22 protein-coding genes and 1 tRNA gene are annotated in these 19,137 nt (G+C 59.9%); 9 read left to right on the top strand and 14 right to left on the bottom strand.

All coding sequences use genetic code 11. The features are described 5' to 3' along the window. From ACEWMW_RS04040 to ACEWMW_RS04005, 8 genes are read right to left on the bottom strand one after another with little or no spacing between them, the layout of a single operon-like run. On the bottom strand, nt 1-1,056 hold the full coding sequence (locus ACEWMW_RS04040; RefSeq protein WP_409412605.1) for a glycerophosphodiester phosphodiesterase family protein: 1,056 nt from the start codon (nt 1,054-1,056) through the stop codon (nt 1-3). Next, the gene (locus tag ACEWMW_RS04035; RefSeq protein WP_409412604.1) at nt 1,053-1,979 is read right to left on the bottom strand and encodes a bifunctional riboflavin kinase/FAD synthetase; all 927 of its coding nucleotides are present in this window, start codon (nt 1,977-1,979) and stop codon (nt 1,053-1,055) included. Before ACEWMW_RS04035 ends, ACEWMW_RS04040 begins: the two co-directional genes overlap by 4 nt. Next, the gene (locus ACEWMW_RS04030) at nt 1,976-3,160 is read right to left on the bottom strand and encodes a dipeptidase (RefSeq protein WP_409413602.1); all 1,185 of its coding nucleotides are present in this window, start codon (nt 3,158-3,160) and stop codon (nt 1,976-1,978) included. Before ACEWMW_RS04030 ends, ACEWMW_RS04035 begins: the two co-directional genes overlap by 4 nt. Before the next feature lie 2 nt (nt 3,161-3,162). Beyond that, nucleotides 3,163-3,663 (bottom strand): dihydrofolate reductase, encoded by a 501-nt coding sequence (locus ACEWMW_RS04025; protein WP_409412603.1) that lies wholly within the window; start codon nt 3,661-3,663, stop codon nt 3,163-3,165. Further along, nucleotides 3,663-4,715: a 5-(carboxyamino)imidazole ribonucleotide synthase gene (locus ACEWMW_RS04020; RefSeq protein WP_409412602.1), complete on the bottom strand. Its 1,053-nt coding sequence runs from the start codon at nt 4,713-4,715 to the stop codon at nt 3,663-3,665. The genes ACEWMW_RS04025 and ACEWMW_RS04020 overlap by 1 nt, the downstream gene beginning before the upstream one ends. 25 nt (nt 4,716-4,740) lie before the next feature. Further along, nucleotides 4,741-5,223, bottom strand: coding sequence for a 5-(carboxyamino)imidazole ribonucleotide mutase (gene purE, locus ACEWMW_RS04015; RefSeq protein ID WP_409412601.1), 483 nt, complete (start codon nt 5,221-5,223; stop codon nt 4,741-4,743). After that, nucleotides 5,223-5,912: a 2,3-diphosphoglycerate-dependent phosphoglycerate mutase gene (gene gpmA, locus ACEWMW_RS04010; protein ID WP_409412600.1), complete on the bottom strand. Its 690-nt coding sequence runs from the start codon at nt 5,910-5,912 to the stop codon at nt 5,223-5,225. Before gpmA ends, purE begins: the two co-directional genes overlap by 1 nt. A 35-nt stretch (nt 5,913-5,947) precedes the next feature. Then, complete coding sequence (locus tag ACEWMW_RS04005; protein ID WP_409412599.1) at nt 5,948-6,118, bottom strand: hypothetical protein; 171 nt, start codon at nt 6,116-6,118, stop codon at nt 5,948-5,950. Nucleotides 6,119-6,209: 91 nt separating this feature from the next. Between ACEWMW_RS04005 and ACEWMW_RS04000 the strand changes: the two genes are divergently transcribed. The 7 genes from ACEWMW_RS04000 to ACEWMW_RS03970 all read left to right on the top strand — a co-directional run bounded on the left by ACEWMW_RS04000 (nt 6,210) and on the right by ACEWMW_RS03970 (nt 10,731). After that, nucleotides 6,210-6,284, top strand: a tRNA-Thr gene (locus tag ACEWMW_RS04000). A 118-nt stretch (nt 6,285-6,402) separates the two neighbouring features. Further along, nucleotides 6,403-7,167, top strand: a complete 765-nt coding sequence (locus ACEWMW_RS03995; protein WP_409412598.1) for an SDR family NAD(P)-dependent oxidoreductase — start codon at nt 6,403-6,405, stop codon at nt 7,165-7,167. 29 nt (nt 7,168-7,196) lie between these two features. Next, on the top strand, nt 7,197-8,177 hold the full coding sequence (locus ACEWMW_RS03990) for a thiamine pyrophosphate-dependent dehydrogenase E1 component subunit alpha (protein WP_409412597.1): 981 nt from the start codon (nt 7,197-7,199) through the stop codon (nt 8,175-8,177). Beyond that, nucleotides 8,177-9,163, top strand: coding sequence for an alpha-ketoacid dehydrogenase subunit beta (locus tag ACEWMW_RS03985; RefSeq protein WP_409412596.1), 987 nt, complete (start codon nt 8,177-8,179; stop codon nt 9,161-9,163). The genes ACEWMW_RS03990 and ACEWMW_RS03985 overlap by 1 nt, the downstream gene beginning before the upstream one ends. Nucleotides 9,164-9,169: 6 nt before the next feature. Beyond that, on the top strand, nt 9,170-9,400 hold the full coding sequence (locus ACEWMW_RS03980; protein ID WP_409412595.1) for a biotin/lipoyl-containing protein: 231 nt from the start codon (nt 9,170-9,172) through the stop codon (nt 9,398-9,400). Between the two features lie 13 nt (nt 9,401-9,413). Continuing rightward, nucleotides 9,414-9,800 carry a nuclear transport factor 2 family protein gene (locus ACEWMW_RS03975; protein WP_409412594.1) on the top strand — a complete coding sequence of 129 codons (387 nt, stop codon included), beginning with the start codon at nt 9,414-9,416 and terminating at the stop codon, nt 9,798-9,800. Between the two features lie 7 nt (nt 9,801-9,807). Next, nucleotides 9,808-10,731, top strand: a complete 924-nt coding sequence (locus ACEWMW_RS03970) for an SDR family oxidoreductase (RefSeq protein WP_409412593.1) — start codon at nt 9,808-9,810, stop codon at nt 10,729-10,731. Here the strand turns inward: ACEWMW_RS03970 and ACEWMW_RS03965 are convergent. The 3 genes from ACEWMW_RS03965 to ACEWMW_RS03955 are packed head-to-tail and all read right to left on the bottom strand — an operon-like array spanning nt 10,728 to nt 13,710. After that, nucleotides 10,728-11,525 (bottom strand): sugar phosphate isomerase/epimerase family protein, encoded by a 798-nt coding sequence (locus tag ACEWMW_RS03965; RefSeq protein ID WP_409412592.1) that lies wholly within the window; start codon nt 11,523-11,525, stop codon nt 10,728-10,730. The two genes, ACEWMW_RS03970 and ACEWMW_RS03965, sit on opposite strands and share 4 nt — an antisense overlap. 9 nt (nt 11,526-11,534) lie before the next feature. After that, nucleotides 11,535-12,287 (bottom strand): SDR family NAD(P)-dependent oxidoreductase, encoded by a 753-nt coding sequence (locus ACEWMW_RS03960; RefSeq protein ID WP_409412591.1) that lies wholly within the window; start codon nt 12,285-12,287, stop codon nt 11,535-11,537. A gap of 1 nt (nt 12,288) precedes the next feature. After that, nucleotides 12,289-13,710: an aromatic ring-hydroxylating oxygenase subunit alpha gene (locus ACEWMW_RS03955; protein ID WP_409412590.1), complete on the bottom strand. Its 1,422-nt coding sequence runs from the start codon at nt 13,708-13,710 to the stop codon at nt 12,289-12,291. 102 nt (nt 13,711-13,812) lie between these two features. Between ACEWMW_RS03955 and ACEWMW_RS03950 the strand changes: the two genes are divergently transcribed. Continuing rightward, the gene (locus ACEWMW_RS03950; RefSeq protein ID WP_409412589.1) at nt 13,813-14,346 is read left to right on the top strand and encodes a VOC family protein; all 534 of its coding nucleotides are present in this window, start codon (nt 13,813-13,815) and stop codon (nt 14,344-14,346) included. Nucleotides 14,347-14,358: 12 nt separating this feature from the next. Here the strand turns inward: ACEWMW_RS03950 and ACEWMW_RS03945 are convergent, their stop codons facing one another. Continuing rightward, on the bottom strand, nt 14,359-15,168 hold the full coding sequence (locus ACEWMW_RS03945; RefSeq protein ID WP_409412588.1) for a helix-turn-helix transcriptional regulator: 810 nt from the start codon (nt 15,166-15,168) through the stop codon (nt 14,359-14,361). A 118-nt stretch (nt 15,169-15,286) separates the two neighbouring features. Between ACEWMW_RS03945 and ACEWMW_RS03940 the strand changes: the two genes are divergently transcribed. Further along, a complete protein-coding gene (locus ACEWMW_RS03940) occupies nt 15,287-16,939 on the top strand; it encodes an AMP-binding protein (protein WP_409412587.1) in 1,653 nt (550 codons plus the stop codon). A 45-nt stretch (nt 16,940-16,984) separates the two neighbouring features. On the opposite strand, the gene ACEWMW_RS03935 is transcribed toward ACEWMW_RS03940, so the two are convergent. Both ACEWMW_RS03935 and ACEWMW_RS03930 read right to left on the bottom strand, forming a co-directional pair. Next, entirely contained in the window at nt 16,985-17,884 is a 900-nt protein-coding gene (locus ACEWMW_RS03935) for an SDR family oxidoreductase (protein ID WP_409412586.1), read from the bottom strand. A 36-nt stretch (nt 17,885-17,920) separates the two neighbouring features. Then, on the bottom strand, nt 17,921-19,129 hold the full coding sequence (locus ACEWMW_RS03930; RefSeq protein ID WP_409412585.1) for an acyl-CoA dehydrogenase family protein: 1,209 nt from the start codon (nt 19,127-19,129) through the stop codon (nt 17,921-17,923). Between the last annotated feature and the right edge of the window lie 8 nt (nt 19,130-19,137).

The following is a 19,137-nucleotide window of genomic DNA, read 5'->3' as shown; positions in this document are numbered from 1 at the left end:
TCATTGCGTCTTGCGACGAGTTTCAAGAGCGGCTGCAGCGGCCATAACCTCGTCGGCCGTGCGATTATCGAGGCTGGGAAACAGCGCAGGGATAACGGTGAAGCCATCCTCTACCCACACGTAGCCATTGAAACTCGAAGGGATTTCGCCGAGCTGCTCCGGGAACGTGAGGCCCTGGTTTGCTTCGCCGCGTTCATACGGCGCGGTCACGATGATCTGTCCGCCATGTTCTTCCATCCGGGCGATTACGCGATTGGGCCAACCCCAGAACGCCCACTGGTAATTCAACGGAATTATTAGGGTCCCGCCCCGGCAGCTCTGCGGGAGGATTCCAGTCCAGCCGAGCAACACATAATCCTCTGAGCATGCGCGTGCCTTTTCCGGCCTCCATGCCCAGACTTCGGGGAAGTGCTCTTTGATCCTCGAGACCGGTGCCTCGTGGCCGTAGAATGCATCGCGGTGCTCTACGGGATCGCGACCTAGTGAGTTCAGTTTGTTGGCGAGCAGATCAGCTTCCGAAACATCACCCGATTTGAAGTTGAACATGATCCGAGCGCGTTTCGGCATAGCGCGGATCAGCTCCTCCAACGAGGGCATCATCCCTACAGCCTTGCCTCGGAAGGGGAACGTCTCGCCTCCGTCGGCACTGTAGCCATGTCCGATATCCAAGGCTTTGAGGTCTGCGAGCGCGGCATCGCGGATATTGCCTTTGCCATCGGTGCGACATTCCAGTGTCCAATCGTGGAAAACTGCGATCTCGCCATCCGAGGTGGCTGCAATATCGACTTCTATCATGGCCGCGCCGAGCCGGTGAGCTCTCAACGCGCCTTTGACGGTGTTCTCCAAGTAGCCATGGTATGGTGCCTCGATCAGCGTTGCAGTGCAGGTGTCTCGGCCAATGCCCTTTGGCGAATGGATCTGCGCTAGACCGCGGTGTGCGATAAGCTTGGGAGAACCTAGAGGTTCAGGCGCCAACCAACTCGCGTTGATGATTGAAAGAACGAGCGCCCCTAGCGCGAGAAACAGTGCAGCGACCTTCAGGTACTTTGCTGTCAAAGTAACCGTCTCGCATCGGCGCAATCCTTCTCCATCTGCGCGGTGAGCTCTTCGAGACTGTCGAACTTGGCTTCGGGCCGCAGGAAGTGATGGAAGCTGACTTCGATCTCCTGGCCGTACAAGTCGCCGGAAAAGTCGAAAAAATAGGGTTCGAGCAGCTCCTTGGGCGGTTCGAACTGCGGGCGCACGCCGATATTGGCGGCGCCTTGCAGCATTTCGCCCGTCGCCAGAATACGCCCGGTAACCGCGTAAATGCCGAACCTGGGCCGCAGATAACGCTCGATCGAAAGATTGGCCGTAGGATAACCGATTGTGCGTCCGCGCTTGTCGCCATGTTCGACAATGCCGCGGATCGCGAAGGGGCGGGAGAGCAGCTTCGCAGCCAGTTGCGGATCGCCCTCCTTCAGCGCCTGGCGGATGCGGCTGGAAGAGATCACTTCGTCACCATCGCCTTTGATTGGCTCGACCACGCGCGATTCGAGCCCCAACTCGCCTCCAAGGGTCTTGAGCAGTTCGACATTACCCGTAGCGCCCTTGCCAAAGGTAAAATCGCCGCCTGTCACTACGCCATGCGCGCCGAAGCGCTCGATCAGGATATCGGATATGAAATCTTCTGCGGAGGTGCCCGCTAACTCGCCATCGAAGTGGAAGACCAGCATCGCGCTAGCGCCAGCGGAAAGATAGAGTTCCTGCCGCTGCTCAAGCGTGGTCAGCCGGAAGGGCGGGACATCAGGTTTGAAGAAGCGTACCGGATGCGGCTCGAAAGTGGCGATTATCGAGGGACGGCCTTCGGCATGCGCCCATTCGATTGCTTCACCCGCGACGGCTTGGTGACCTTTGTGAAAGCCGTCGAAATTGCCCAGCGCGATGACCGCACCGCGCAGCGAATCTGGAACCGGATCGCGATGGTCGAGCCATCTCAAAGCGGGCGGATCCCGTTTCTGATAACGCGCAGCGCATTGCCGCCCATCAGCGCGCGAATTTCGGCTTCGGAGAAGCCCGCGTCCATCAGCGCCTGGGTCACGTGGACTAGCCGCGATGTGTCGAACGCCACTTCGGTCGCCCCGTCATAATCGCTGCCCAGCGCGACATGCTCGGCCCCCACGAGATCGCGGATATGCTTCATTGCGGCGGCGATCGCGCTGGGCTTGGTGTCGCAAATCGCTCCGGGCCAATAGCCGACCCCGATCACGCCGCCATTGGCCGCAACCGCGCGGATCTGCTCGTCGGTGAGGTTGCGATTGACTTCGCAAGTTGCCTGTACGCCGCCGTGGCTGGAGACGACCGGGCGCCGCGCCATGGCAAGAATGTCGCTCACGCATTGCGGGCTGCAATGCGCGATATCGACGATCATTCCCTTGTTCTCCATCGCACGGATGATCTCGCGTCCGAAGTCAGTCAGCCCCTGCTTGCTTTCTCCATGCATCGATCCGGCGAGCTCGTTGTCGAAGAAATGTGTCGGCGAGGCCATGCGATACCCGGCATCGTACAGCCTATCGAGATTGGCGCCGTCCCCCTCCAGGTTGTGCAGCCCTTCGATCGACAGCATCGCCCCGACAGGCTGGAGCATTTCGTCTCTGCGCGCGGCGTTGCGCGTGCCGAGCAGACTGCCGAGATCACCTGGCGTCTCGATTTTGCGCAATACGCCCTGCGAGCCGCTCACATTCCCGTTGAGCTTTCGCGCATGGAATAGCGAGCGCTCGACAAGTGACGACCACGTTTCGAACGGCTGGACCTGCGCCACGGCCAGCAGGGTCATGTTATCCATAGCGTCGGCCGAATTGTTGTCGTAGTTCTGGCCGCGCGGCGACTTGGTGACGCTGGAGAACACTTGCAGAGCCACATTGCCGTCGATCAGGCGCGGCACGTCCATATGGCCGCGCTGCGATCTCGCCATCAGGCTGCGGTCCCAGATCAGCGTGTCCGAATGCAGGTCGACGATGGTCAGGCTGGCATGCAGCGCACGGGCTTCATCCCGAACCTCGGGCAACTCGCCTACGGCTACCGTATTCATCGACCGTTCGGTCAGCATCGGCCCGAGAAGGAAAAACGCTGCGACCAGCGCAAGCACCAGCAGGAATAGGCCTGTCGTGATCCGCTGCATGATCATGGAGTTTTCTCCAGCGTGAGGAAGGAATATGCGGGGAGGCCATTGTGCGCAGGATGATCTTCGCGTGCAACCGTTTCCCATTCAGCGCCCAGTTGGGGCATGAAGGTATCGCCTTCGTATTCCGCGTGGATCTGGGTCAGCTCGACGCGCTGACAGACTTTCAGGAATACATCATAGATCGCCGCACCGCCCACGACTGCGATTTCGCCTGCGCCGGCTACGGCCAATGCTTCGGGGATCGAGCGAACGACTTCCGCTCCGGTTGAATCCCAGCGCTCTTTGCGGGTCAGCACGATGTGGCGCCGCCCCGGGAGAAGGCCGGGCAGGCTTTCGAAGGTCTTGCGGCCCATGATCATCGGTTTGTCCATGGTCAGCGCCTTGAAGCGTTTCAGATCTGCCGGGATATGCCATGGCAGCTTGCCATCCTGCCCGATCACGCCATTGGCGGCGCGGGCATAGATGCAGAATACTTCTTGATGGTGCTCTTCCTCGGCCATTAGCGCACGAGCCTCGTCACATGACCCATCTTGCGGCCTTCCACCGCTTGTTTCTTGCCGTAGATATGGACGTGTGTATCGCTCTCGCGCAGCCTTTCCAGCGCTCGTTCGATATCGGGACCGATAACATTGTCCATCGCCAATTCGCGCGCCACCAAGGAAGTAATCCCTAGCGGCAAGCCGCAAATCGCGCGGATGTGATTGGCGAACTGGCTCGTGGCAGCGCCTTCGATCGTCCAGTGACCCGAGTTGTGGACGCGCGGAGCCATTTCGTTGAAGATGGGGCCGGCAGAGGTGGCAAAGAATTCGAGTGTGAGCACGCCAACGTAATCCAGCGCGCTGGCAACCTTCGCGGCGAGTTCACGGGCCTCCTCGACCTGATCGACGATAATGGGCGCGGCGGGGAGCGATGATCTGGCGAGAATCCCGCCTTCGTGCACGTTTTGCGAGCTGTCCCAATAGCGGATCGCGCCATCGTGCCCCCGGGCAAGGATAACCGAAAACTCTGCTTCGAACTCGACGAAGCCCTCGTAGACAGTCGGCGCTGAAGGCAGGCGGATCGCTTCCGCATCGCGAGCTGATCGAATGCGCCACTGGCCCTTGCCGTCATATCCGTCGCGGCGGGTCTTGAGGATACCGGGCACGCCGATGCGTTCGATCGCCTCGGCCAGGTCAGTCTGGCTTTCAACCGGATGAAACGGCGCAGGTTTCCCGCCAAGCTCGGTAACGAAGCGCTTCTCGTTGAGACGGTCTTGCGCGATTTCGAGCGCACGTACTCCGGGAAATAGTTTGGCTGCGAGCGGTCCAAGCGGTGCGACCGGCACGTTTTCAAATTCAAGGGTAATGACATCGCAGTCGTCCGCGAACGCTCGTATCGCCTGATCATCAGTCCATGGTGAGCATGTGGTCTGATGGGAGACTTCACCGGCGACAGAATCGCGCTCCGGTGTGAAGACATGGCAGCGATAGCCCAGCGCCGCGGCTGCCATCGCGAGCATCCGGCCCAGCTGTCCGCCGCCCAGAATCCCGATCGTGCCCCCCTGATCGATCATGAAATGTCCCGCATCGCTCCCGCGCTCAGCCGGTAGGTCGCTCGGCGACGGCATCGCTGCGCGCCTGGCGCCACGCCTTCAGCCGCGCGGAAAGCGCATCGTCATGGGTCGCCAAGATAGACGCGGCCAGAAGCCCGGCATTGGTGGCTCCGGCCTCGCCGATCGCCAGCGTTCCCACGGGTACACCCGCGGGCATCTGGACAATCGAGAGCAGGCTGTCCTGGCCGCTCAATGCCTGCGATTTTACCGGTACACCCAACACCGGCAGATGCGTCATCGAAGCGATCATGCCTGGCAGGTGAGCGGCACCGCCAGCGCCGGCAATAATGACTTCGATGCCAGTATCGGCAGCGCCCTTGGCAAATGTCACCATTCGGTCCGGTGTGCGGTGTGCAGATACGATGCGCACATCGGTCTCGACTTCCAGCTCGGCCAGAACCTCGGCGGCGCAGCGCATGGTTTCCCAATCGGACTGGCTGCCCATCACCACAGCGACCTTGGCTCCCATCAGTCACGCTCCTTCAGATAGTAGCGTTCACCCGGACGCATCGCCTCATCGAATTCGTAAATGATCGGCTCGCCAGTCGGGATCTCTAGCCCGGTAATGTCATCGTCCGAAATGCCCGACAGGTGCTTGACCAGCGCGCGCAGCGAGTTGCCATGGGCGGAGATGATCACCGTTTCGCCGGACGATAGCACCGGGAAAATCTTGCTTTCCCAATATGGCAGCACGCGCTCGATCGTCAGTTTTAGGCTCTCGCTTGTCGGGACGCGCACCCCGGCGTACCGCGGATCGTCCGAAAGATCGTACTCGCTGCCCGATTTGATTTCGGGCGGAGGCACGTCGAAGCTGCGGCGCCAGATATGGACCTGTTCGTCACCATGTTTGTCGCGAGTTTCCTGCTTATTGAGCCCGGTGAGCCCTCCATAATGGCGCTCGTTGAGCCGCCAGTCTTTCACTTCAGGGATCCACAAGCGGCCCGCCTCTTCCAGCGCCAAATGTAGCGTCTTGATCGCGCGGGTCTGGAATGAAGTGAATGCCCGCGTTGGCAGTACGCCCTTGTTCTTGAGCAATACTCCGGCCGCCTGGGCTTCGGCGATCCCCTTTTCGGTCAGATCGACGTCCCACCAGCCGGTAAAGCGGTTTTCGAGGTTCCACTGGCTTTGACCGTGGCGAACTAGGATAAGGGTGGGCAAGAGTTGCTCCAATAAGCCGTCAGGAGCGCGACTTGTTAGCTCTCGCTGCGCTTGTTGGAAAGGCTTTCTGCGTCCGATTCGCTTGAACAATCGCCAGTTTCGTTCGCCATTTCGCGTCCTTGCGCCTTTCGTCGGCGCAGGTTCTCGCGCAATTTGGCTGCCAGCCGCTCTTCTCGCGACATTTTCTTGCCCGGTTCTTCACACATGTGAAATGCCTTGCCGATAGCGCCTGAACACTTCAAGCTTAGCTTGACATTGGCGGTCTCCGCAACGATAGGCGCGCCACCTCGAAAAGGCGCCGCGGTAGCTCAGTGGTAGAGCGCACCCTTGGTAAGGGTGAGGCCGAGAGTTCGATTCTCTCTCGTGGCACCATTTTCTGGCGCCAAAGCGTTGAGAAACGAGCATCCTCCACCCCCATTTTTGACGATTACCCGCATGCGCCGCATCCGGTAGGCCGTTCCCCAATACACCTCATTGGGAGAATGCGATCATGGATCTGGGACTAGCAGGCAAAAAAGTCATCATGAACGGCGGCGCGCACGGGCTGGGCCTCGCCTCGCTGAAGCTCTTCGCAGCAGAGGGCGCGGACGTCGCCTTTTTCAGCCGCAAAGATGACAAGATCGAAGCGGCCAAGGCAGCAATCGACGGTTGCGGCGATGGCAAAGTCTTCGCCGAAGTATTCGATATGGCCGAAGGCGGCGATGCCTACAAAGCGTGGCTGGAAAAAGCGGCTGGCGAGCTGGGCGGCTGCGACATCTTCATCCACACTGCCAGCTCCTCCGGGACCGGTGGTACGGGTGATTGGCAAAATGGTCTCGACATGGACATCATGGGTGCAGTCAACGGTGTTGAAGCACTTACTCCGCATCTTGCCAATTCGGACAGCGGATCGATCGTATTCATGAGCTCGACCGCAGCACTCGAGACCTTCATTGCGCCGCAGGCCTTCAATGCGCTTAAAGCTGCGCTGATCACCTATGGCTCCCAGCTTTCGCAGGCGCTTGCGCCGCAAGGTATCCGTGTCAATTGCGTGTCACCCGGTGCGATCGAATATCCCGGCGGGAACTGGGAGATGATCAAGGCGGGCATGCGTGAGCTTTATGACGCGACGCTCGCCAAGATGCCTATGGGCCGACTCGGCAATGACGAGGAAGTGGCGAAAGGTATTGTTTTCGTTGCAAGCCCCGCTGTGCCGTACATGACAGGCTCGAACATCGTCATCGATGGCGGTTTCACTCAGCGCGTCCAGTTCTAACTCAAGCTTAGTACAGAAAGGGCCCACCTATGGCCGAGATCGCCAAAGAAATCGGGCGCGATAAGCTGCTCGATATCTACACCCGCACGATGAAGGTGAACCGCACCGATGAGAAGTTCCGTGCCCTGCTGATGGAGGGCAAGGTTGCGGTAATGTATTATTGCGTGCGGGGACAGGAACTCGCTTCGGCAGCGGCCATGGCTGCGCTCGATGACGATGACTACGTTGTTTGCACCTATCGCGGCCAAGGCGAACAGACTGCCAAGGGCATTCCGATCAAGAAATGGTGGGGCGAATGCCTCGGCAAGGCCACCGGTACCTGCAAGGGCAAGGGCGGAACCATGCATATCACCGATCCGGAAACCGGCATCATGGTGACAACCGGCGTGGTTGGATCGGGCATCCCGATCGCCAACGGTCTTGCCATGGCGAGCCAGAACAGCGGCGATGGCAAGGTCACCCTGGTCAGCTTCGGTGACGGCGCAGCCAATATCGGCGGCTTTCACGAAGCGATGAATATGGCCCAGCTCTACAAACTACCCGTAGTCTTCTTCTGCCAGAACAACCGTTACGGCGAACACACGGCCTATGCCGACCATACGGACAGTGAGAATATTGCTTCGCGAGCAGCCGGCTACGGCATGAAGGGCGTGACCGTCGACGGGAACGATGTGAACCAGGTCTACCCGGCGGTGAAGGAGGCGGTCGACCGCGCTCGTGCAGGCGAAGGGCCGACCCTGGTCGAAGCCATGTGTTACCGCATGATGGGCCATTTCTTCGGATCGGATTTCTCCTACATGCCAAAGGAACATCTGGCCGAGATGCAGGCGGAAGATCCGCTTCCCAAGCTGCGCCAGGTCATGCTCAATCACCAGTTCACCGAGGACGAGCTCGACAAGATAGTCGCCGATATAGACGCCGAAATCGAAGAGGCTGTGCAACACGCGCTCGATGCGCCGCTGCCGGATACCGATGAAATCTACAAAGATGTGCTTGAGGAGGTCGGGTAATGGCTGAAATTACAATGACCGAGGCCCTCAACAAGGCCATCGACGAAGCAATGGGTGAAGATGACGGCGTGTTCTGCCTGGGCGAAGACGTTTCAGCCAAGCAGGGCGGCGGTGTCTTCAAGGTGACGCAGGGCCTGAGCGAGAAGTATGGCGCGCACCGTGTGCGCGCTACGCCGATTTCGGAGACGGCGATTATCGGCGCAGCAGTTGGTGCAGCGCTCGCGGGCCAGCGCCCGATTGCCGAAATCATGCTGATGAATTTTGTCGGCGTCTGCATGGACCAGATCGTCAACCACGCCGCCAAGCTGCGCTTCATGTCGGGCGGGCAAACGCCGTGCCCGATAGTGATCCGCACCACCACCGGTGTAGGAGTCGGTTTTGGCGGTCAGCACTCCGATATGCTCGAAGCGTGGTTCGCCCACGTTGCCGGTATCCATGTGGTGACGCCGTCCAATGCAGCCGATGCGCGCGGGCTGATGCGCTCAGCAATCGACGCAAATGATCCGGTGGTCTTCATCGAGAATATCCTTTGCTACGGCCTCAAAGCGGAAGATCCGGGGCCCGGATATCGCGTCCCGCTGGGCAAGGCTGCGATCGCCAAGGAAGGAAGCGATCTTTCGATCATCACCTATGGCCGCACCGTGCTTGATGCGCTCGAAGTGGCGGGGGAAATGGAGAAGGAAGGCGTTTCCGTTGAAGTCGTCGACTTGCGCACCATCGCTCCCTACGATGAAGCTACAGTACTGGCGTCGGTCAACAAGACGGGCCGCGCGCTCACGCTTCATGAAGCCGTTCGCCCTTTCGGCACGGGTGCTGAAATCGCCGCCAATATTCAGGAGAAATGCTGGGACAACCTCAAGGGACCGGTTCGCCGGATCGGCGGAACTTTCTCGGCTGTTCCCTTCGCCTCGCATCTTGAACAGGCATGGATCCCCACCAAGGGGGAGATTGTCGAACAGATCAAGGCATCGGTAGGTAAGGACTAGGGCGCGATGGCATCCGAAATTCGCATTCCCAAGCTCGGAATGAGCGCTCAGGAAGTCACGTTGACCGAATGGATGTTCGGCGATGGCGAGCAAGTCGAGAAAGGCGATGTGATCTACACCGTCGAAACCGACAAGACGACCAGCGAGATCGAGGCGCAAGCATCGGGCATCATCCACCCCACCGGGGTCGAAGGTGAGGTCTACAAGGTCGGCGCAGTCGTCGGCACGATCGACTAGGGCGGACCGCGCCATGTCCACTCCGCGCGAGCTGCTGTCGGCGATCTATGCCGCTGCCGGTGCGCGCGAGTGGGACACGGTCGCCAGCCTGCTGCACGATGATTTCGTCCTCCATGAGGCGGAAGTATTGCCGTTCGGCGGCGAATGGCGCGGCAAGGACGCCCTCCAGCGCTGCGCGGCTGCCATGTATGGGACCTGGGAAGAAGCCAAGGTCGACATCCATGACATTACCGGCGGCGACAGCTGGGCGGTTGTGGTGCTAACGTTGACAATGACGCCCAAGGGTGGTGGCGAGACTTTCCAGCAAACCGTTTGCGAGGCGGGCTCGTTCGAGGATGGCCTGCTCAAGGACCTGCGAATCCACTATTTCGACGCGGCCGAAGTCGCAGCAAAGGCGTAATCCAACCGTGGCAGACATCGAAAAAGTACTCGTCCTTGGCGCTCCCGCCGATCAGGGGATGCCGCTGGTCGAAGCGCTCCTGCGTGAAGGACTGAAAGTCACGGCCGGAGTGCGCCGCGCCGATGCGCTCAGGGAAACGCCGTTCCCCGACCTGCCGACTACGGCTGCCGACATTACCGATGCCGACGCGATGGCCGAGGCATTCAAGGGGCAGGACGCCGCCGCTTTTCACTTACCGTTCGAATTCGACCGCGAGCGAGCGGCGCTGTTTGGCCGTAGCATAGCCGAAGGGGCAAAGCGCGCAGGCCTCAAGAAGATTGTCTTCAACACTGCCTGCTTTGTGGCAGATCGCGATCTTGACCTGTCTGCGCATGATGGTCGGCGCGATATCGAGCGATCGCTTGAGGAAACCGGCATCCCCTGCGTCTTCATTGAGCCGACCGTATTCATGGACAACCAGTACCGCATCTGGACCAGGCCGCTGATCATGCGCGACGGGATTTTCGCCTATCCTGCCAAGCCCGATCTCAAGATCAACTGGGTGTGCCTTGAGGACGTGGGGCAGGCCATGACCAATGCCTTGCTCACCGACAAGGCCGACGGCCAGCACGTCCCGCTCGGAGGTCCGCAAGCGATGGTGGGCGACGAGGTTGCCGCCAGCCTTTCCGAGGCGCTCGGCCGGGAGGTTCGATTCCAGAGCCTAGCGCCCGAAGAATTTGCGGCGCGGATGAGCGAGCTGGTGACCGGATCGCGCGAAGTGCAACCGCTCAGCATCTATGACGGCATGGCCAAGTTCTACGCGTTCTACAATTCGCAGCCCACATCGCCCTTGGTGGTCGATCCGCAGAATGTGAAAGACCTACTGGGGCTTGAGCTGACCCCGCATCTTGAATGGGCGAAATCAAAAGACTGGATGGCGGGGCTGGGTTAAGACCTGGCGTCAAGCCATGCACGCGATGTGCGAGCCACTTCGCGTGCGCGTTCGTTCAGATCCGGGAAGGCGTTGCGGAGCGCTTCTGAGCGTTCTTCGATCGCGAAAACGATATCGCCGGGCAGGGCTTCGACCAGATCGCAAATCGCCAATCCGCCTTCACCCATAGGCATGCGGCGATTGATCGCATCATCGATGATGGCCTGCGGATCGCTCAAATCGGGAGGCTCGGCTGGTGCGTCGCATAGCTGCGCGTAACCGATCCATTCGCGCGGCACGGCGGTGACGTCGGCACCGGTTGCACCCGAGCGTGACCAGTGGAGCGCGTCGCACAGCAGGCCCTTATTCTCGCCTTCTACCTGATCGAGAATGTCGCGCGCTGCATGGATAGTCTTCACTTCGGTGAAAAGGCCATACTCGAGATTGACGCGCACATCCGTGCCCTTGGCGCGGTCCACCATGGCCTGGAACTTGGCGGCGGTTGCGTCCGATTCTGGCTCGCTCGATACGCACAGCAGGTTGGTGGCTTCCAGCGCGGCGGCGATATCGACCAACTCACACAGCCACGGGTCGGGGGGACCGGGCATGATCCAGGCGACTTCGAGATCCAGCAACCGGACTCCCGCGTCAGCAAGTTGGCGGCGAATCCTGCGCGTTGTTTCGGGGGTCCAATCGTCCTTCTCAACCCACATACCGCCAAAATCGAAGTCTGAGGCTGCAGCTGCCTCTACGAGTTGCGAAGGGCTAGCTTCGGGCATGATCCCGGCGGCCAGTGAAATCTGTCGCCTACTCATGTTCCATTTTCAAAGCGTCTGCCCGTCATCGAGCACGAAATCGGTGCCGGTCACGAACTCGGCGGCATCCGAGCACAGGAACAGCAGCATCGCGTCGAGCCCCTGTTCTTCCATCAGCCGTTTGCGCGGAAAGCGTGAGATCTGCTTCTTGCCCGGCTCGGTCTCGAACCAGTCGGCATTGATCTCGGTGCGGATATAGCCGGGCGAAATGGTGTTGATGCTGATCCCGCGCCGCGCCCACTCGCGCGCCATGCTCCGGGCCGCCTGGATCACACCTGCCTTGCTCGCTGAATAAGCGACCAGGCCGGGCGAAGGCTCGAACGCGGTAATCGACGCGATCATCACGATACGGCCCTTGGTAACGCCGGCTGCCATCATCCGTTTCGCGCCTTCGCGCGCGGTCAGGATCGCGCCCTTGAGATTGACATTGAGCGTCTGCTCGATTTCGGCTTCGGGCATCTCGGTGGCCATGCCAGCGCCATCGATGCCGGCGTTGGCGATGACCGTGTCGATCGTGCCGAAAGCGCTCTCGGCTGCATCGAAGCCTGCGATGATCTGGCTTTCGTGCACCACATCCATCGAGATCGGGCATGCGGCATTGCCGATTTCGCCGGCCAATGCCTCAAGCTTTTCCTTGCGCCGTGCAGCGAGCGCGACCTGCGCCCCCGAGCCCGCGAGGATACGCCCGAAGCGCGCACCAAGGCCCGAAGACGCTCCGGTTACGAGCGCCTTACGCCCCGACAGATCGAACGAGAAGCTCACCTCAGGCGGGGAGTTCGCCGTTGATATACTTGCGCAGCGTGGTCTGGAAATGGCGCACGCGGCTGTCTTGGTATGCGCCCAGTTCCATCACCCCGTTGCCGGATGCTTTCATCCCGGTCTGCACATGCGGCAGATTCGCCATGTCCTGATCGAACACATTGGCCAGCGCTTCGCCCATCGTCTCTTTTGCCCATGCGAAGGGCTCGTCATCCGGGATGTAGAGACGTTCGACTGCACGCGGCCGTTTCTCGCCTTTGACGGTTGGGAAAAGCAGGCGGATTTCCATCACGCACCAGTCGGGCGTGTCGCCAGGCAGCCAGCGATAGCACAGCGTCGGTAAGTAACCGATCCACGGAGCGAAGTTCGGAAAGATATTGTAGGTAAAATTGTCGAGAATTTCGGAATCCGACTTGTCCGAATAGTCGTAGCCATAGGCTTCCTTGAAACCGGCACGGCTTGCCTCCGCAAGGATCTTGCGGGCGCTGAGTTCGTCGGCATTGTCCACTTGGACTTCACTGTCGCTCACCGCATATCGGCGGTTTGTTTCCGCATCCGATCCGCCGGAAAATTCATTCTGCTTGTCGAGGATATATTGCTGATCCTTGCCCTTCAGATGGGGGCTGAGCACGCCCGATGGCGTGATCGCGCGATTGAAGTGATCGCCGATCAAATCGTATCGCGAGTTGGCATCGGCCAGGAACGGCAGCAGCTGCGGGTGCGTGGTTATCGAATGCCAAGCTTCCATGAAAGCCTCGGCAGTTGCCTTCCAGTTTGCCGGTATCCTTTTCGCCACCCACATGCCGGTGTAGCGATTCTCCATATCGTAATTGTCATAGTGGCTGGCAGCCGGACCAAGCCAGGTTTTGAAATCGGGCAGGTCGTGATTTTCCGTGATCATCACGAAGCCCTGCCATAGTTCCACCCGCACTTCGGGCAGACTGAGGTCCTTGTCTTCGAGATGCTTGAAATCCCATGCGCACGGAATCTCTTTCAGGCTACCGTCATTCTTCCAGGCGAAGCCGTGGAACGGACATTTCAGCTGGGCGGTATTCCCGGCCTTGGTGCGCAGCTTACGACCGCGGTGGAGGCACGAGTTGTAGAACGCCTTGACGCTGTTATCTTTCTGGCGAACCAGCAGGAAACTCTTGTCGTTGATCTCGAACACGACGGTATCGCCGACATCAGGCAACTCATCCTCGCGCGCTGCGAAGAGCCACACGTTGGGCCACAGCTTCTCGCGTTCCAGCTGGGCGAACTCTTCGCTGACGTAGGGTTCGATCGGCAGCGGGTCGGTCGGCATCTCGATGTTCGTTTCTTCGAACAGGTAATCCGGCGGTGTCCTGCTATCGCCTTCGAGCATGTCGGTATAGGTCATCCCCGGGCAACGGTCCTCACGGGGGGTGATTTTCTTGACCTCGTTCATGGGCTTAGCCCTCTCCTCGCAAATTGCGCAGTGTCTCTCGGCAATCTTATCGCACAAGCTGCGCGCAAGATCATCCTAGCGGATTGAAGAGGAGTTTGCAGCATGGCCAAGGCAAGTGGAATCGCAGCACTGGGAGAGATCATGCAGCTTGCGTTCGTGCCCGAGGATTTCGATGCAGCGATCAGGCACTGGACCGAGGTGATGGGTGTTGGCCCGTTCTTCCTGATCGAGAACATTCATCTCGAAGGGATGAAATATCGCGGCGAGCCGACCGATGCCGTCTTCTCGCTGGCGCTGGCCTATTGGGGCGATCTTCAAATCGAATTGATCAAACCGCATGATGACCATCCCTCGATTTACTCGGGCGAATACGCCGAAGTGACGGGACTGCACCATGTTTGCATCCTGGTCGATGATATCGCCCATGCGCGGGCCGTATGCGATGCGCAAGGAGCTGAAATCATGATCGAAGGCAAGTTTGGCGCCAGCGAGGTGATCTATGTCGATCCAGGTGAAGGACCCGGTAGTCTTGTCGAGATTCTTCAACAGGACCCGAGCGGTCCCGATCTGTTCGGAATGATCAAGGCAGCCGGAATCGATTGGGACGGTAACGACCCGGTTCGAACGCTAGGTTAGGCGATTGAATCCCTAGCTGCTGGCGCCAAGGTACCCAAGTTGACCCGCCTTGAATATCGTCTGAGCGCGGTTGACCGAATCGAGCTTTTCGCCAGCGCGGTGCACATGATAGCGGATCGTGGCGTGCGAACGCTCGAGGATCATGCTGATTTCCTTGTCAGTCTTGCCGATCGCCGCCCAGCGCAGGCACTCGACCTCACGTTTTGACAGAACACAATCTGAAGGAATCCGGCGTTTGGTCCGCATCGCCTGGACATATCCCGCGATAAAGCGCCGGGTGAGCTGCGAGAACAGCGATCCGTAAAGCGCGAATTCTTCGCTCAGATCTTCCTTCTCGCGGTCCATGCTGATGAAACTGTTGGCCGAAATCTGGCCGAATGGCAGATGAACCGGAATCACAATCGCCGCCTTACACAAAGATCGTTTCTCGAAATCGCTCAAATCAAGCTCATCAAGATAGGAGTTTGGCCAGCGGGTGTTGAAACCGTGTTCATTCACCCAAAATGGCTCGCTTTCGTAGCGGCATGCGCGCGGAAGCGGCGAATGCAAGGCAAGGCGATGGTCTTCCCACCAACGCGCTCCATCATCGAGCCAGCGGAAGATATCGGCGTTGAGGATCGTCCCCTCGGCATCGACCATTGGCTCCTTCGAAGAGATATCCTCGCACAAAGCCACCTGCAGTCCGCGCTCTTTCGCGACCCTAGCCAGCGTCACCGCCGCATCATGGATATCCTCCACGCAGCGAATGGTGACTTCTTCGAGCAATTGCTCAAGCGACTCGCGCCCATGCGGAACGCGCAACTCTATGACATTCTCACCCATGAGCTGAAATGTTCACGATTCTTCCGAGTCGCGCAAGAGCGTTGCGGTGAGCGCCCCGATCTCGCCTGACAAATTACCTAGATACAATTTCGGTGACTACCCGCTAGACGCTGAAACGATGACCGAATCGCAGCCCAATCCGCCGTTTCCCGGAGCCAATTTCGGGGTCGCCCTCAAAGCTATCGCGCAAGCCGTCGAACCGGATCGACCGGCGCTCGTGCACGGTGAGGAATCGATCAGCTGGGCCGAGTTCGACCGGATGACCGATTCGCTGGCCGCGATCCTGCTTGGTCTTGGGCTTTTGCCGGGCGATGTGGTCGGGCAGATGCAGCGCAACACCCCTGATTACATGCTCAATTACTTCGGTTGCCTCAAGGCAGGGCTGGTGCCGGTCAATGTGAACTTCCATTACAAGGACCGCGAACTGGCAGACATCTTCAGCCGGTTCGGCCTCATGGGTCTGTTCGTCGAGCCTGAGTTTGCCGACCGGGCGGAAGCGGCGATGCCGGAAGGCTCCTATCCGCCGATTGTCATTGGGGGTCCGATGAGCAATCGCGGTGCGCTGATGCTTTCGCCCTTGCCTGAGGACTTCGCACTGCATGACGATCCCGCCGCCCTTTTCCTGACTGCAACGGGCGGGACCACCGGCATGCCCAAGGCGGTGATGTGGCCGCATCACCAGGCGTGGCAAGCGTTCAGCATTTCCGTCTGGCAGCGCCCGCCCGGTGAGCCGCCATTCGTGGCTACATCGCTTGAGGAGCAAGCCGCCGAAGCTGCGCGCCTAACGCCCGGTCATCCGGCCAGTTCGTCCCCGATGCTGCTGCTCAGCCCGCTGATGCACGGTGCGGGTCAATTCACTGCGGTGATCCACCTGCTCAAGGGCGGCACGCTGGCGACATTGCCTTCCGAGAAATTCGATGCCGACCTTGCGATCGACGAGGTCAAGCGCCTCAGCGCGCGCGGGCTGTTTATCGTTGGCGACGCCTTTGCGCTGCCGCTGGCCGATGCGCTTGATCGAAGGCCCGATGCGGCCGATGCGATTGCCAGCTTGCGCACTATTGGCTCATCGGGCGCGGTTTTCTCCGAAAGCGTCAAGAAGCGGCTGATCGCGCATAATCCGGGGCTGATGATCTTCGACGCGCTGGGATCAAGCGAAAGCTCGGGCACGGCGATCGTGATCACCACGGCGCAGGGATCATCGGGCGGTGGAAAGTTCCAGGCGCTGCCGGGGCGCTCGACCAAGCTGTTCGACGAGAATCTCAATGAAGTGAAACCCGGATCCGATGGCGTGGGCATCGTCGCGCGCTCGGGCCCATTGCCGCTGGGCTATCTCGGCGAAGATGAGAAGAACGCCCAGACCTTCCCTGTCATCGATGGTGTTCGCTACCTGATGACGGGCGACCGCGCGCGCTGGGCCGAAGACGGCACGCTCGAATTCATCGGGCGCGACAATATGTGCATCAACACCGGCGGCGAGAAAGTATTCCCCGAAGAGGTCGAAGCTGTGCTGCAGGAGCATGCGCTGGTGAAGGACGTACGTGTGGTGGGCGTACCCGATCCGCGCTTTGGCAAGAAGATTGCCGCAGTGGTCGAGCCTCTGGGTGAAACCGGAGAAGATCTCGAAGAATTGCTGGATGCGCATGCCCGCGAGAGCTTGGCGGGCTACAAGATCCCCCGGCTCTACGTCTTCACCGGTGAGGGCTTGCGGCTGAACAATGGCAAGCCGGATTACAAGACCGCGCAACGGCTGGCCGAAGAAACGCAATCCTAGCTTGGCTCAAGTTGCGCGAAGCGCGGCCGGCTCCAAACGATGTGGCTAGACCGCCCGATCCTTCTTGTCCTTCTCATTGGTACCCTTGATCATCGCGCGCAGCTGTTCCCACTCGGTATCGCCGAGGCCTTGCAGCGGCGTCCAGAAGGTCCCGCCTGTCGCCTGGTATCCCGCACCATCGATCGCGATGGTCTGGCCATTCACGAATTCCGCACCGGGCCCCATCAGGAACACAGCGAGGTTTGCGAGTTCGTGCATCTGGCCGTGACGTTTCATCGGGTTGAGTTCATCGTTCGAATTGTCGCCGCGTCCGCCGGGCGAAAGCCGCGCGCTCATCCCCTTGGTCGGGAAAAGCCCCGGAGCGATCGCATTGAAGCGCATATTGTAGCGGCCCCACTCAACCGCGAGGCTTTGCGTCATCGTGTTGATCGCACTCTTCGACATCGCTGAAGGCACCACGAATGCCGAGCCGTTCCACACCCAGGTGGTGAGGATCGAGATGAAATTGCAGCGCCCGCCTTCGGCAATGATCCGCTTGCCGACATTGAGCGTGACGTAGAATGTACCGCGGAAGACGATATCGGCGATGGCGTTGAAGCCGTTGACCGAAAGATCTTCGGTTCGGCTGATGAAGTTACCTGCCGCGTTGTTGACTACGCCCGTCAGCGAGCCGCCGTCGGCCCAGATTTTGTCGATCATGTCGTTGATCGCGTCGGCATCGCGAATGTCGCAGGCATGGGCAACGACCTTGCCGCCATGCGCTTCCATCAGCTCGGCAGCTGTCTCATCCAGCTTGTTCTGCCGGCGTCCGCAAATGTAGACCTCGGCACCCAACTTGAGAAAGCCCTCGGCCATTTCGCGGCCCAGCCCGGTACCTCCGCCGGTGACGAGAATGCGCTCGCCTTCCATCAGGCCGTCGCGGAACATGAGTTTGGAAACGTCCATCAGGTATTCTCCAAGAAATGGGATTGAGGCGCGTGGCTAGAGGCCCAGCACCATCTTCGCGATAATATTCTTCTGCACCTCGTCCGAGCCGCCAAAAATGGTCGAGGCGCGATTGTTGAGATAGCCGCCAAGTGCCACCTGCGCCTCGCGCGAGCCGACCGGTTCGGGTGCCTCGTTGCCATAAAGCGGCCTCTCCATCGGCAATTGCAGGCTGTCATAGCCGAGCAGTTCCAACTCAATTGCATCGAGTCCTTGCCCGATATTGGTACCCAGCATCTTGGTGAGCGAAGTCTGTGGGCCGGGCTGGCGCCCCTTGGCCAGCTCGGCGAGAATCCGCAGTTCGGTGACTTCGAGCGCCTCGGCATGGAGGCGGGCCTGTGCCAGCTTGTCGCGCCAGCGCACGTCATGCGCCATCGCGCCATTCACGCCGGAAGGTTGTTCGTTCGCCATTGCCTCCAGCCGCTCGCAGCGCTGGATCAGGCGCGGAGCGAAGCACGATCCGCCGCGCTCGTTCTCGAGCAGGAACTTGGCAATCGTCCAGCCCTGGCCTTCTTCGCCGATGCGATTGTCGATGCTGGTGCGGGCATCGCTGAAGAACACCTGGTTGACCTCGTGATCGCCTGACATCGAGGGGATGGGTGAAATCTCGATCCCATCCTGATCCATTGGCACCAGCAGGAAGGTAATACCCTGTTGCTTGCGGCCCGAATTGTCAGTGCGCACGAGCGCGAAAATCCAGTCGGCATGGTGCGCATGCGTGGTCCAGATCTTCGAGCCGTTGATGACGTATTCGTCGCCATCGAGCTTTGCCGCTGTCGACAGCGACGCCAGGTCCGAACCGCTGCCGGGTTCCGAATATCCCTGGCACCAGTAGTCCTCGCCCGAGAGGATGCGCGGCAGGAACCGTTCTTTCTGCTCGGGCGTACCGAATTCGGCGATCACCGGGCCCACAAGTCGCAGGCCGAGGATCGAAATGCCCGGCGCGCCCGCCAGCGCGCATTCCTTTTCGAAAATGAACTTCTGCGTCGGCGTCCAGCCTGTGCCGCCGTGCTCCTTGGGCCAGAGGGGAGCGACCCAGCCTTTCCCGGCGAGGATCTTGTGCCATTCCATCCCGATATCGGGTTCGACAAAGACTCCCGGCGTGCGCGCAGCACCTTCCTTGAGGCGCTCGGTCAAGTTCTCTTTGAGAAACGCCCTGACCTCTTCGCGAAACGCGAGATCCTCGGGTGTGAATTCCAAGTCCATCGTGCTGC

Source organism: Litorerythrobacter xanthomarinus (assembly GCF_046254955.1).
GTDB lineage: Bacteria > Pseudomonadota > Alphaproteobacteria > Sphingomonadales > Sphingomonadaceae > Qipengyuania_C.
The sequence above is the reverse complement of the archived record's forward strand: the minus strand, read 5'-3'. Positions and strand labels throughout refer to the sequence as shown.